We start from the raw sequence: 13,580 nt of genomic DNA, 5'->3' as shown, positions 1-13,580 counted from the left end.
GGACAGATGGGGACAGATTTCAAATCTGTCCCCTATAATGGCCTATTTGTTGATTTTTTCCAGATTAAAAGAGCGGTAAATGATCATTTCCCGCTCTTTTTTTTTATTATCAAAGGGCAGATACGCGATGGATTCAAACCGGTTCAATACGTCTTGTTTTGATGGAATCGCATCAAGGCCCTGTCCCATCGTTTTTCCGGAAACCGTATCCATTACAACAGCATCCCTGGCATCTGTTGAAACGGCAAAGGGGATTTGATAGTCATACACCAGCCGTGCACCGGCCAGGATTTCTCTCTCATAGGACCCGATGGAGCCGGCGACACAGGTAATGGCCATCACGGCTTTTTTTCTGCAAAAAACAATCAAGTCGATGGCTGACACATAATCTTGTCCCTTAAACTGAACAACCAGTGGTTCATCCACCCGGATATCTTCTCGTGAATATCCTCGCTCACCCACTAAAAATTTTTCAAATATCTGTCGACTGGCTTCAGGGCCGACATTTCTGATAGCCTTTCCGGTAATATAATCGGTAATTACATAGTCAAGATTCATATTAAAGCAGTTCCTGTCATTTGTGACGGTTGTTCTATATTTAATAGGTTTAAAATGGTGGGGGCGATATCGCCAAGAATGCCGTCTCTCAGTGTTTTTGATTTAAGCCTGTCGCCTGCCAGTATCAGTCGCACCGGGTTTAACGTGTGTGCTGTGTGGGCGGACCCGTCATCGGCAATCATTTGTTCTGAATTCCCGTGATCAGCGGTTACCAGGGCAAAGCCGCCGGTTTCCCATATGGCCTCAACCACTTTTTGGACACAGGTGTCAACGGTTTCGCATCCTTTAATGGCGGCATCAAGAATCCCTGTATGGCCCAGCATGTCCATATTCGCAAAATTCAGGACAATAAACTGACATTGCCCTGATCTGATCTTTTCACAGGTTTTTTCCGCCACTTCAAAGGCGCTCATCTGGGGTTTCTTATCATAGGTGGCCACATCCCTTGGGGAAGGGATAAGAATTCGTTCTTCTCCATCAAATATTCGTTCATCGCCGCCATTAAAAAAATAGGTCACATGGGCATATTTTTCTGTTTCAGCAATTCTAAGCTGGGGTATGTTGTTTCGGCTCAACAGCTCCCCCAGGATATTATCCAGGTGCTGGGGCCCAAAGGCTGTGGGCAGATCAAACGTTTCATCATACTGGGTCATGCACACAAAACCGGCAAGCGCGACCGTCTTTTTCCGGGTAAATTCACTAAAACCGATTTCTGTAAATGCCCGGGTGATCTCCTTTGCCCTGTCTGCCCTGAAGTTAAAAAAGACCAAACCGTCTCCATCCTGAATCACCCCATTTCGTGACAGATTCTTTTTAAGAAAAATGGGGGTGATAAACTCATCGGTTTGATGGGAATCATAGGCATTTTGGATGGCGCAAACCGGATCTTGTTCATCCTTGCCCATCCCTGCTGTAAAAAGGTCATATGCCTTTTCAATCCTGTCCCATCGGGTATCCCTGTCCATGGCCCAGTAGCGACCGACAAGGGTGGCTATTTGACCGTATTGATGACTGTCTATATGGTCCTGCAATTGTTTGATATAGGTAATACCGCTGGTGGGTGAGGTGTCCCGTCCGTCAAGGATGGGATGGACAAACAGATGTTCAACCCCTGTTTGCCTGGCCATGTCAATCAGGGCAAACAGGTGGGAGATATGGCTGTGAACCCCCCCGTCGGACAGCAGTCCCATGACATGGAGGCTTTTGCCTGTGGTTGACACCTGTGCCATGAGATTTGAAAGTGCCGGCGCTTTAAAAAAAGAATGGTCTTCAATGGCAGTGTTGATTCTGACAAGATTTTGTAACACTTTACGACCCGCACCGATATTCATGTGACCGACTTCTGAATTCCCCATGGTTCCATCCGGAAGGCCGACAGCACTGCCGGAGCACAACAGCTTGCAGTGGGGAAAGGTGTTGATCAGTGAATCCAGAAAAGGCGTTTCTGCCAGTGCGACGGCATTGCCTTTTTTTTGTGGGTTTATCCCCCATCCATCAAGGATCATCAAGATGTTGACAGGGCAAGGATTAGCTTTCGTCATTGGTCTCTCCCAGGGCGGTGGGGTCTTGAAATCCGGAAAGGTCAATCCGTTTGGCATCTGCCCACAATCCTTCGATATCATAGAATGATTTTTTTTCAGATTCAAAAATATGGATGATGACGTCTCCGTAATCTAGCAACGCCCATTGACCCTCTTTGACGCCTTCAACACCTAAGGCTTTTATCTTTTTATCCTTCAGGCTTTTTGTCAAATGGTCGGCAATGGATGTCACCTGGCGTTGGGAAGTCCCTTCGATAATGATAAGGGTGTCCGTATAAGAGGTAAGGTGCCGGACATCAATGGCGATAATTGATTTGGCTTTTCTCTCAAATGCCGGAATAAGGTAGGGTTTAAGATCCTCTGCAAGTGTGATGGCGTTTGTCATTTGTACAATTCCTTTGTTCTAATAATTTTTTCAACATTTGCCGGCACAAGGTCCGTTATGGAGTCGTTGTTTTTTACCCGTTCCCGGATCATCGTGGATGAAATATCAATTTTGGGCACATTGCAAATGATGATGTTTTGTTTCTTTTTATGGGAAAACGTATTGTCCTGTTGATTAAAGGTGTATCCTTTTGAAATGTTTTCGTCAATAAAAGAGGCAATGGCGTGAAAATTTTTCCACTGCCCCCTTAACATGATGATAATTTGGACAGTTTCAAAGATCTGATCTTTGCGTTCCCACGTGGTCATGTCTAGAAATGCATCAGATCCCATCAAAAGAAAAAACCGGGTGTGGGGGCTAAATTCGGTTTTAAATTCGGTTATGGTGTCAATGGTAAAGGAGGGTCCTTTTCTCACCAGTTCTTTGTCGGAAACCCAAAATCCGTCAAGGCCCTTTAAGCTTTCCTGCACCATCTGAAACCTGTCATTGGCCGGTGCAAGGTTGATGTCGGATTTGTGCGGGGGGGTAGAAGACGGGATGAGGAAAATTTTTTCCAGACAAATGGTTTTTTTGATGTGCTGGATGATGCCAATGTGACCATTGTGAAACGGATTAAATGTTCCACCAAAAAGTCCGATGTTCATTTTTTAATTCTTTGTCAGTTTGGAAGATAACAGCTTGATAAGGTCTTTTACTCCTTTTCCGGTTGCCGCTGACACAAGCAAAACCTGTATATTGTTAACGGCCGCTATAAATGCTTCCACCTTTTTTTCTGTGTCTGGCAAGTCTATCTTGTTCAACACGATAATTTGAGTTTTCTGAGCCAGGGTTTGACTGTATTTGGACAGTTCATTGTTGATCAGCTTAAACGCAGTAAGAGGGGAGTCAACATCAATTTGGGAACTGTCGATCAGATGAACCAGGATACCGGTTCTTTCAATGTGTTTTAAAAAACTGATCCCCAGCCCGGTTCCCTCATGGGCCCCTTCAACCAGCCCCGGAATATCGGCCACGGCAAAGGGTTCGCCAAACGGCGGTTCCACCATCCCGATGATGGGTGTCAGTGTTGTAAAGGGATAATCGGCTATTTTGGGTCGGGCAGCCGACATGCGGCTGATAAGGGTAGATTTTCCTGCATTGGGTAATCCCACAAGTCCCACATCGGCCAAAAGTTTCAGTTCCAGTTTAAGCCGCATTTCAACCCCGGGGATACCGGGTTGAGAATACCGGGGGGCACGGTTGGTGGCGCTGGCAAACCGTTTATTGCCCCGGCCGCCCATCCCCCCACGCATAAGAACATACTCATTCTCTGTGTGGGTTAGATCAACAATGATTTCATTTGTGTCGGCATTGGAAACGATGGTTCCTGGAGGAAGGCTGATGATGCAGTGTGCGCCGTTTTTACCATGTCTTTGTTTGCCTTGGCCACCTTCACCATTCTTGGCCTTGAGCAATTTCTGGCGGCGATAATCATAGAGTGTTCGCTTGCTCGGATCAATCTTCAGGATGACATCGCCACCATCACCGCCATCACCGCCATCAGGCCCCCCTCTTTCAATGTATCGTTCCCTTCGGAAGCTTGTACATCCGCGGCCGCCGTTACCGGACGTGACAGTGATAATTGTTTCGTCTACAAATTTCACGCGTCATAAACGCTGACTTTTTTCCGGTCGCGGCCTTTTCTTTCAAAGGTCACAACACCATCAATTTTGGCAAAAAGCGTATAGTCTTTGCCCATGCCCACATTGTTGCCCGGATGAAGTTTGGTCCCCACCTGGCGGACCAGAATGTTTCCCGCAACAACGGTTTGTCCGCCAAATTTTTTAACCCCCCGACGCTGTCCGTTGGAGTCGCGACCATTTCTTGAACTGCCTGCTGCCTTTTTATGTGACATTTTATATCTCCTTACTCACTAAACTGTAATGGATTCTATTTTAATTTCAGTATACTGCTGTCTATGACCTTTCATTCTTCTAAAGCCTTTACGACGTCTATACTTGAACACAAGCGTCTTTGTGCCCTTTCCCTGGTCAAGAATGTGGGCTTTGACAGAGGCGTTTTCAACTTTTGGGCTTCCAAGGGTGATGGTTTCACCATCTGAATACATGAGGACGTCATCAAATTCAACCTGCGAACCTTCGGTACCGTCAAGCTTTTCAATTTTCAGGATCTGTTCTTCATGAACCTTGTATTGTTTCCCTCCGGTTCTGATAACTGCGTACATTTTTAACCTCTCCTTATTATTTCAATACATTTCACAACCTTAAAAAACTCTGAATATTATACTTATTCTCTGTATTTGTCAAGATAAACATCATTGAAACAGCAATTCTTATTGTGCGTATAACTGACATTAGCTCAAGCAGGGTCAGGCGTATGTTTTTGAGATTGAGCAGCCGTGAACACATCTGAGACAGGGTCATATGCTGCCGGATAGGTGTGAATAAATTCAAGGATGGCCTTTTCATCAGGGTGATCAAGTAAGCGGAAAAGGTAACATCGGAAAATATGGAAGGTATCAAGATCCGGATCCATTAATACCGCTTCTGGAGATCGGCCCACCATTGGGTTTGCCGGGCCCGGGAGAACCGTCTGTATTTCATTTTTTAAAAGAAATTGCATTATTCTGACTTTTACCGGATGATGCTGTTGATACAGATGGATCGACTCCAGAAAAAAAGAGATCACATACATTTTAATCATAAGGCAGTGCTTTTTTTTGCATAAGTTCAGATGCCCATGAATTTTTTTTAAATATAATGATCTGGTTTTTTGAGATAAATTTTTAAAAGAGGTGTTGAAAAGAAATCTTTTTTTTAATCGTTTCATCACAGAAGGGGTCATTTTTTTTCTTTGAAGCCGGGGGTTTTCTTCAAATATGGAAAGGTATTCTTTCAGGCTTCGCATACCGGGAGGGGTCAATTGGTCGGTGCCATTATCAAGAATAATGGACTCTATCTGTACATCCAGCAAGCCCGCCAGGTGGTGTTTTTTTCCTTGCAGATCATAGACTTCCAACGGTTTGAAATAATCCACAAGCAGGGCTTTTCGACCGGTTTTCTTGACGGGGAAAAACCTGGTATTTTTTGTAACCGGGATTTTCTTATGGCCAAAAGGATGCAGGGCACTGGTAAAAGTAGGGATAATGATAAACGCACCGTCAGGTGTGATTTCCGTACCATATCCGTCGGTGATGGAGGGCTTGATGCTGATGAAATCTTCATCCAGCCTTGCAGGGATTAGAAGTGCGTCAAGGTCATGCTGTTTGCTGATGCGTATCCCTGTTTCCCCCTCGATTCTTTGAATGCGGGCTTTATTTTTTGCAGTAATGCTGACAGAAAGGTTCGCCTGGGTTTTTAAGAGTCGTTTTAACAAAGATGCTTTGGCTTTCGGGGCCTTTGTTAAAATGCTGTAGTCAAGGGATAGGTTACCCAGATGATCAATGATGTCTGAAAGCGTTTTATGGTCCGCTGTCCAGTCCAGGGGGTCAGAGGCACCGTAAAGGGAGACCTCATCATTTTTTTGTTCGGCCATGTGGTTTAGAATTGTCAGAACGGCATTAAAGGAAAAGTGCGATCTGACCTTGGGCAGCGCCCATTCATTGCACCGTCGGCAGTAATTGCTGCATCCGGATGTCAATTGAAACGTCATGGCGGTTTGATACAAGAGGTCTTTTTGGCAAGGGTCTAAATCAAGTATTGTTTCCCATGTGGGGAAATCAATGATGGGGGTATGGCCGGATGCGCACTTAATGGTATTCAAGATCAGGGTGTTCAGGTGTTTGTTGGTGTCTTTCAGGTCCGGGGAGCAGTGCGCCAGGAGAGCGGGTTTGAATTTATTGAACATCGTCTGTATCTGGTGAAGTCGTTTTTCAAAATTTTCATTGAATCCGGACTGGTTGGCCGCATGGTGGAAGATCGCCGTGTAGACCTGTTCGGCAGACAGATAATCTTTCTCATATACGGCTGCCAGAAGGTCATTCTTTTTTTCTTCCAACAGGCAATCAGAGGTGGTGATAAATTGCATTCTCGTATTGGTTTCCATTAAACCACAGGATCTGTTTGGGCCGCCATAAAACGATGGCCTCATCCGTGAGGGTTGATAAAAAAAACAGGGGAGTTTCGACAAAGAAACTCCCCTGAATAAAGATCAAGATCGGTTGGAATCGGTTAAAATTAGCCGCGAACCTCTTCTTTAACCTGGGTTGCCAATTTGTAGAGAATGGTGATCACCAAAAAGCCGGTGGCATAAACCCCCAGGGTGATCATGATTTCCGGTCCTGTGGGGCCATACTCTGTTACATGGTGTAACGGGGACGGTACAAACCCGCCGGAGATCATTCCCAGCCCTTTATCAATCCATGCCCCGAAAAAAATCATGGCACAGGAAATCGGCAATAAGGTTTTATTGTTTCTCAATTGGGGAATCAACAGAAAAATGGCACCGGTTGCCATGAGCGTCAGGCTGGTCCACATCCAGGGGACCAGGGCGGTGTATCCATGGTATCCGAACAATAGATACTGGATATGAACTTTATGCCCGGGAATGTTGGAATAGTAGACCACAAAAACCTCACACAAGAAGAAGAACAGGTTGGCAATAATGGCCCAGCAGACGATTTTTGACAAGGTTTGCATGGCATCCCAGCCTGGATCAAACTTGGTGAATTTTCGGATAATATAGCAAAGAATGATTAAAAATGCCGGTCCAGCTGCAAATGCGGATGCCAGGAACCGGGGAGCCAATATGGCTGTCAGCCAGAATCCACGTCCCGGAAGACCACAATACAGGTAGGCTGTGACCGTATGAATCCCAATGGCAAAGGGAATGGACAGATAAATCAGGGGTTTGGTCCACGACGGTGGTTCCACTTGATTTCTTTCTGCTTCCAGTACTTTCCAGCCAATGACGATGTTTAAAAAAAGATAGCCGTTCAGCACCAGCATGTCATAGAACAGCATTGACTTGGGTGACGGGTATAATAAGACATTCAGCATCCGGATGGGCTGGCCTAAATCCACCACAATAAACAGAAGGCACATGATCAGTGCCCCAACAGCTAAAAATTCTCCTAAAATGGTAATTCGGTGAAATTTTTCATAATTATGAAGGTAATAGGGAATCACCACCATCACACCCCCTGCAGCAACACCCACAAGAAATGTAAAGTTGGCAATGTAAAACCCCCATGATACATCCCGGCTCATGCCGGTGGTCATAAGACCGTTCATGAACTGGTCAAGATAAGCAATTGTTCCTGCTCCCATTACAACGAGCAGAAAGACTAGCCATAACCAGTAATTTTTACTTCCTTTAATAGCTATTTCAAGCATACTCGCTCCTCTTACATGACATAGTAAACAGAGGGTTCAGTGCCTAACGACTGTTTACGTCTGATTGTATAATGTTCATTCAACAGTGCCCGAACCTCAGATTCGGGATCATCAAGGTCTCCCACCACAATAGCCCCTTCGCTGGCTTCAACACAATGGGGTTGTTCGCCTAAAGCCAGTCGTTCGGCGCACAGGTTGCATTTTTCCACCACCCCTTTTGAACGGGTGGGAAAACGCGGATCAATTTCTTCAACAAAGGGTCTTGGATCCCTGAAATTAAAGCTTCGGGCGCCAAACGGGCAGGCGGCCATACAGAACCGGCATCCAATGCAGCGGTGAAAATCCATCAAAACAATCCCGTCTTCTCTTTTAAATGTCGCCTGGGTGGGACACGCCTGAACACAGGGGGGATTTTTACAATGGTTGCAGGTCACAAGAAAGGGAAGGTCATGAAATCTTTCTGCCAGAAATTCATCTTCTTTATCTGGAAAGGCATTATGGAATTCTTCTTCCCAGATCCATTTGACTTCCTGTTTGTGATTGACCGGTCTTGTCTCGGGATATTTTTCCTCATCTACCTCATGGTTGAAATCGGGTACATTATGGGTTTTATGGCAGGCGTCTATAATTTTTTCAACGATTTCATCCGTGATTTTGTTGGTATCAATTACCATGCCCCAGCGATGGGCGCTGAGCGCCTCTTTATTTTTTCTTTTCACCGCAACGGCTGCACCATGAGCATCAGACGAGGCAAAGCTAATTGCCGGAGAAGCACCTAACCCGATAGCAGCAATACCGGCTACTTTAAGAAATCGTCTTCTGTTGTTTTCCATCATTCAATCTCCTTGGGGTTTGTGTGACAATCCCAGCAATAGGGATCAACCGAAGCATAGGTATGACAGGTGTCACAAAATTTTGCTTTATCTTCATGGCATCCGAGGCATGAATTTTCACCGGTGGAAAGGCTCATGCCAAAGGATTTGCCATTGGCAGCATCGTATTGCCTGTCAGCATCCCTTACCACGGCGTCTCTCCATTCGTCCAAGAGAGACATGTGATTGGCTCTCATGTCATATTTATCCAGGACACATTTTTTTTCTGTCTTGGCTTTTCCCAAAAGTTCCGGCTCCGGTGCTGCCTGGGTCGTTGTCACGATGTTAAACCAGAACGGCGAAAGTACCGCCAGAACGAAAATCACGAGTCCTGTGATGATCAAATTTTTATTCATCGTCTTCCTCCTCAAAACCGGGTAAGGGTTCAAACCTCAGGTCCTGGGTTCTCTTTTTTTCACCGGGCAGAATCAAGGCATTTCCAACCAACTCATGGACACCAATCACATCCACACCCGGTACCCAGTAATCCATCAGGGTTGGAAGTGCTGCTCTGTCAATGGCACAGATGGTTGCCAGACTGTTGACCCCGTATTTTTCATGAACATGTTTAACCGCATTCGCCCTGGGCAGTCCGCCGGCCATGCGAAGTTCAATATTTTCACCGGCATTCAAACCAGCGCCTGAACCACAGCAGAACGTTAACTCCCGAATGGTGTTCGGCGGCATTTCATAAAAATGGTCACAACAGTTTTGAATCACGTATCGCGGTTCATCCAGAAGCCCCATTCCCCTGGCCGGGTTACAGGAATCATGAAAGGTCAAGGTGCGATTTGAATTCCTGCTTTTATCCAGTTCAAGTTTTCCATGTTTAATAAGGTCAGCTGTGAATTCAGTAATGTGAACCATTTTGGTGGACTTGGAATTTTCAAATTTGGTGCCGGTAATGGGATTCACCGGTTCTTCAAGGAAGTCGGCAGGACCATTCATGGTGTCCATGTACTGGTTGATGACCCGCCACATGTGACCGCATTCACCGCCTAAAATCCATTTGACACCCAGGCGCTTGGCTTCGGCAAACATTTTGGCATTCAGTCGTTTCATGGTCTCATGGGAGGTGAAGAAACCAAAATTACCCCCTTCTGAGGCATAGGTGCTCCATGTTACATCCAGGCCGTATTTATCTTTGAGGTATTTGAACAGGATCATGTATCCTTGGCAGGTGTAAGTCCCTGGATCTGCAAAAACATCTCCGGAAGGGGTGATAAAAAGGATATCCGCCCCTTTTTTATTTAACTGGGGCTCAACATTAACACCGGTTACCTCTTCAATATCTTCCACAAAGAAATCGATCATATCCTTAAAGGCATGGGGTTGGATGCCCAGGTGGTTACCGGTTTTAAAACAATTGGAAACCGGTGTGGCAATCCAGTCAATATTCAGACCGAGAAGGTTTAACAATTCCCGACCCATGATGGTAATTTCCGCCGTATCAATTCCATAGGGACAGAACACGGAACAGCGTCTGCATTCGGTGCACTGGAAAAAGTAGTACCACCACTCTTTGAGGACATCCATGGTCATCGGCCTTGCACCGGCCAGGGCTTTTCCTCCGGGAACTTTGCTCAGGATTTTTGCTGCTGTTGAAAAATCATTTCGGTATACCGATCTCAACAGTTCGGCCCTTAAAACCGGCATGTTTTTAGGGTCACCGGTTCCAAGAAAGAAGTGACACTTGTCCGCACATGCACCGCAGCGAACACAGATATCCATGAAGACCTTGAAAGTTCGAAATTTTTCCAGCCGTTCCTTCATTCCCTGATGAAGAATTTCCTGCCAGTTCTCCGGGAGTTTCCAATCCTCTTCCAGGGGGTTCCATGGCCTGGCATTGGGGAGGCCTAAGGTTTCAACACTTTCGGCCTTGGCTGCATAACAATACATCCCTGGTCTGATCTGGACCGATGTATCCATCCAATTGCCCGGACCTTTATCTGATCTCGGGCCATAGTCAATTTTATTTAATAATTCATCCGGTTTGATTTCGTCAGACATTTATTACTCCTTCTTATCCACTGGCAGGCCAGCTTCAATCATTTTTTCTCTGAAGTGATCCTCATACTCTGGATAGGTATGGGTTTTCACATCATAGTTCCAGGGGTTAACATGTCTCTTTGCACGCGTGTTGTTTGCCATATTTCTTGTGGGACTTAAGAAGATGCCGCCCATGTGCATGAGTTTGCTGGCCGGGAAATATGCAAAAAGGATACTCACCAGAAAGATATGGGCATAAAAAAGACCGCCAACGCCTTCCGGGATTACCGGACTGAAAGTTGCCAGACCCATGGTAAGCGTTTTAATGCTCACAATATCCACCTTTGTAAAATATCTCATGGATAAACCGGTAGCTGCAATCCCAATGATAAGAAATAACGGGAAGTAGTCAGCTGCTTGAGAGATATAGGTGACCTTGACATCAAAGATTCTTCGTGCCAGCAGGTAGAGGGTTGCTGCAAGCAGTACAACACCGGACAGGAATATGCCGGGAAGCCCCAATTGCACAATACCGTCAATATACTCCAGCCATTTGAGACAAGAGGGTACCGGGGAAGTGAAAAACCTGAAATGTCGTAATACCACTACCAAAAAGGAATAATGAAAGGCAAGGGCGCCTACCCAAAGGAAAATTTCCCAGGAATAGGAGAGCTTGTTTGAGTCATTCCTGTTGAATGCTGCTTTTGTGTTTCTGAACAGAGACCTGAAAAGAAAAATTTCAAGAACCATACGCACAAAAACGCCTGTTGAAGTATCAGGGTTGTCAATGGAGTTCTGTTTTATCCAGGGTAGAGATTTTTGCTGACCGCAGGTTGTGGGAATCCTGAACGGGACAGCAGAAGATGCCCAGCCCAGAACCTTGTATACAAAACCGGCAAGGAAGGCAATAATCGCTACATAAGGAAAAACAATTCCGAAGAACCACTGAAGCCCTGCTCCCTCAACCCCTGTGTAGGCTACTAAAAAAAGCAGGAAAACAGCTGTCAGGGGGATCAAGTACTTTTGATTCATATTATAACCACCTCATTATGTTATGTATGACAACCCAAAAGGGTGTCATACAGGTTAAGATTTTTTAGAGCCAAGGAGATCTTCCTCCTTCAGCTCAGCTACTAAACCCGCTCTTTCAAAAGCACTGTGAATCCGTCTTTTACTCTCAGTGGCTTTTAAAAGAAAGATTTCTTCTTTACATTTCATCAGCTTGTTAAAAGACGCCAGGGCAATCTGGTCAACAAGCGTGTCAAATTCCCTGATCAGGCTGTCGTCAAGGATGTCTTCACCAATTTTTTTTAGAGCGAAGACAAAACTGACGGCTTCTGAAGCAGAAAATGACTGGACCGCCCTGATACGGATTACCGGATCAAGGGCCTTTTCCAGTGTTTCCTGATTGAAATCATCCAGGACAAGATTTATAACATCCTCAATGGTTTCATGGGTTGTGGCCCCTACAGGGTTGTCAAACCGGTTGGCATCTTTGCCAAGAAATTTGGCACTCTGCGCAGGATATGTATTAATCGTTGCCTGGAACCATTTTTTTATGAACAATTCCTTGTTCTTTTTAACTGCCTGTTTTAACTTCATATTTATTGATTATTTTTAGATAAAACTAAAAAATTCTCCTTAGCATAATTTTTAGAAGGATATAAACTCCCTTTAATTTTATGTCAAGGATTAATGCACGTAAAACAGCAATCCATGAATGTTCTTACAGCGGGTAATGCGATGGATTCAGACAAAGGTGGATTTTTTTGTTGAATAAATATGGCCTTTCCTTTAAAAATAAACCGTAACCCATACGTTGGTTTTTTTACTTGATTCATTCAATTTTAACTCAATGAGGTGTGATATGAAAAAAAACATGGCCGGTTATTGGATTTTTTGGATGGTATGCGCATTTATGATATTCAGTGGTGGAAGTCTGCATGCCGGTGATAAAAAAGATATGGGCGGATGGGGAATCGATGATCCGTATAACAGGTATTACAATGCCGCTGACATTGAACGGTTCAAGGCTGTGGTGTCAGATGTTATTGAAGTTGTACCGCTTCCGGGCATGTCACCCGGGGTGGCCCTGCTCGTCAAGGAGGGGGGCGAAGGAGATGACATTATCGTTCACTTGTGTCCGGTCTGGTATAAGCGAGCAGACAGGATCGGGATCAAAAAGGGTGATAAAATAAGCCTGCGGGGTCATTATACAGATATCAACGGGCAGGAGGTAATCATGGCCGCAAAAATAAAAAAGAAAGGGGCCCCTTTAAAGGTCCGTCTGACGTCGGATGGCACGCCATTCTGGACAATGCCGCCGGCCCAACTTAAAAAAGAGCTTTCACACGACTAACGCCCATGCCCATACGGGAACAACAAAACATGACCGTTATGAGAGGTGAGGGATGAGTATTGAGGGAGGCATAACTTCTCACTACTCAAAACTCATAACCCACGACTTTCATATAAAATCCTATCGATCTTTAAAGGCATCCAACCCTGCACGGATATTAAGGGGCACAGAAATAAATGCGTGTATCTGTCTTATAAGGAACCCCCCGTTATTTGCATACCGCTGCATCCCATACAAGAATTTATTTTGGTCCGTAAATAGTATTGACAACAACCTTTTAATATACTATTTGTCAACACGTATTTTATTAATATATTAACAATATACGTGTTGAATTTATTGATCAGGAGTATAGAAAACAAGACCGGTGCCTTGAGTTGGTTTAAATGAGATTTGATTATTAATTCACGGATCCATTCTATCATCCTGCGATTTTTTTAAAAGGAGACGATCCACTGCTATGGCGGAAGAAACATGGAAAGATTATAAGGAAAAGAGACATTCAAAGCCTTTGCCGTTAAAGGGTATCAGGGTGCTTGAAGT

15 protein-coding genes are annotated in these 13,580 nt (G+C 45.0%); 1 reads left to right on the top strand and 14 read right to left on the bottom strand.

Annotation, left to right across the window (positions count from 1 at the left end):
• Window positions 1-42: 42 nt before the first annotated feature.
• From Q1Q15_RS23080 to Q1Q15_RS23015, 14 genes are all read right to left on the bottom strand, one after another.
• Window positions 43-558, bottom strand: a complete 516-nt coding sequence (locus tag Q1Q15_RS23080) for a type I restriction enzyme HsdR N-terminal domain-containing protein (protein WP_300465008.1) — start codon at window positions 556-558, stop codon at window positions 43-45.
• The gene (gpmI, locus tag Q1Q15_RS23075; protein WP_300465007.1) at window positions 555-2,099 is read right to left on the bottom strand and encodes a 2,3-bisphosphoglycerate-independent phosphoglycerate mutase; all 1,545 of its coding nucleotides are present in this window, start codon (window positions 2,097-2,099) and stop codon (window positions 555-557) included. Before gpmI ends, Q1Q15_RS23080 begins: the two co-directional genes overlap by 4 nt.
• Window positions 2,086-2,484: a ribosome silencing factor gene (gene rsfS / locus Q1Q15_RS23070; RefSeq protein ID WP_300465006.1), complete on the bottom strand. Its 399-nt coding sequence runs from the start codon at window positions 2,482-2,484 to the stop codon at window positions 2,086-2,088. Before rsfS ends, gpmI begins: the two co-directional genes overlap by 14 nt.
• Window positions 2,481-3,128, bottom strand: a complete 648-nt coding sequence (gene nadD / locus Q1Q15_RS23065) for a nicotinate-nucleotide adenylyltransferase (RefSeq protein ID WP_300465005.1) — start codon at window positions 3,126-3,128, stop codon at window positions 2,481-2,483. Before nadD ends, rsfS begins: the two co-directional genes overlap by 4 nt.
• Before the next feature lie 3 nt (window positions 3,129-3,131).
• Window positions 3,132-4,127: a GTPase ObgE gene (gene obgE / locus Q1Q15_RS23060; RefSeq protein WP_300465004.1), complete on the bottom strand. Its 996-nt coding sequence runs from the start codon at window positions 4,125-4,127 to the stop codon at window positions 3,132-3,134.
• Window positions 4,124-4,378 (bottom strand): 50S ribosomal protein L27, encoded by a 255-nt coding sequence (rpmA, locus tag Q1Q15_RS23055; protein WP_300465003.1) that lies wholly within the window; start codon window positions 4,376-4,378, stop codon window positions 4,124-4,126. The genes obgE and rpmA overlap by 4 nt, the downstream gene beginning before the upstream one ends.
• A gap of 18 nt (window positions 4,379-4,396) precedes the next feature.
• The gene (rplU, locus tag Q1Q15_RS23050) at window positions 4,397-4,708 is read right to left on the bottom strand and encodes a 50S ribosomal protein L21 (protein WP_300465002.1); all 312 of its coding nucleotides are present in this window, start codon (window positions 4,706-4,708) and stop codon (window positions 4,397-4,399) included.
• A gap of 134 nt (window positions 4,709-4,842) precedes the next feature.
• A complete protein-coding gene (locus Q1Q15_RS23045) occupies window positions 4,843-6,528 on the bottom strand; it encodes a radical SAM protein (protein WP_300465001.1) in 1,686 nt (561 codons plus the stop codon).
• Window positions 6,529-6,659: 131 nt separating this feature from the next.
• Entirely contained in the window at window positions 6,660-7,817 is a 1,158-nt protein-coding gene (gene dsrP, locus Q1Q15_RS23040) for a sulfate reduction electron transfer complex DsrMKJOP subunit DsrP (protein WP_300465000.1), read from the bottom strand.
• Window positions 7,818-7,828: 11 nt separating this feature from the next.
• Window positions 7,829-8,653 carry a sulfate reduction electron transfer complex DsrMKJOP subunit DsrO gene (dsrO, locus tag Q1Q15_RS23035; RefSeq protein ID WP_300464999.1) on the bottom strand — a complete coding sequence of 275 codons (825 nt, stop codon included), beginning with the start codon at window positions 8,651-8,653 and terminating at the stop codon, window positions 7,829-7,831.
• A complete protein-coding gene (gene dsrJ, locus Q1Q15_RS23030; protein ID WP_300464998.1) occupies window positions 8,650-9,045 on the bottom strand; it encodes a sulfate reduction electron transfer complex DsrMKJOP subunit DsrJ in 396 nt (131 codons plus the stop codon). Before dsrJ ends, dsrO begins: the two co-directional genes overlap by 4 nt.
• Window positions 9,038-10,699: a sulfate reduction electron transfer complex DsrMKJOP subunit DsrK gene (gene dsrK / locus Q1Q15_RS23025; protein WP_300464997.1), complete on the bottom strand. Its 1,662-nt coding sequence runs from the start codon at window positions 10,697-10,699 to the stop codon at window positions 9,038-9,040. Before dsrK ends, dsrJ begins: the two co-directional genes overlap by 8 nt.
• Before the next feature lie 3 nt (window positions 10,700-10,702).
• Complete coding sequence (dsrM, locus tag Q1Q15_RS23020) at window positions 10,703-11,710, bottom strand: sulfate reduction electron transfer complex DsrMKJOP subunit DsrM (RefSeq protein ID WP_300464996.1); 1,008 nt, start codon at window positions 11,708-11,710, stop codon at window positions 10,703-10,705.
• 54 nt (window positions 11,711-11,764) lie between these two features.
• A complete protein-coding gene (locus Q1Q15_RS23015; RefSeq protein WP_300464995.1) occupies window positions 11,765-12,280 on the bottom strand; it encodes an RsbRD N-terminal domain-containing protein in 516 nt (171 codons plus the stop codon).
• A 265-nt stretch (window positions 12,281-12,545) separates the two neighbouring features.
• On the opposite strand from Q1Q15_RS23015, the gene Q1Q15_RS23010 reads away from it, so the two are divergent.
• The gene (locus Q1Q15_RS23010; RefSeq protein ID WP_300464994.1) at window positions 12,546-13,037 is read left to right on the top strand and encodes a hypothetical protein; all 492 of its coding nucleotides are present in this window, start codon (window positions 12,546-12,548) and stop codon (window positions 13,035-13,037) included.
• Window positions 13,038-13,580: the final 543 nt, after the last annotated feature.

The sequence above is a fragment of the Desulfobacula sp. genome, from assembly GCF_030145145.1.
In the GTDB taxonomy this organism is placed as follows: domain Bacteria; phylum Desulfobacterota; class Desulfobacteria; order Desulfobacterales; family Desulfobacteraceae; genus Desulfobacula.
This window is presented reverse-complemented; position numbering and strand designations above follow the sequence as displayed.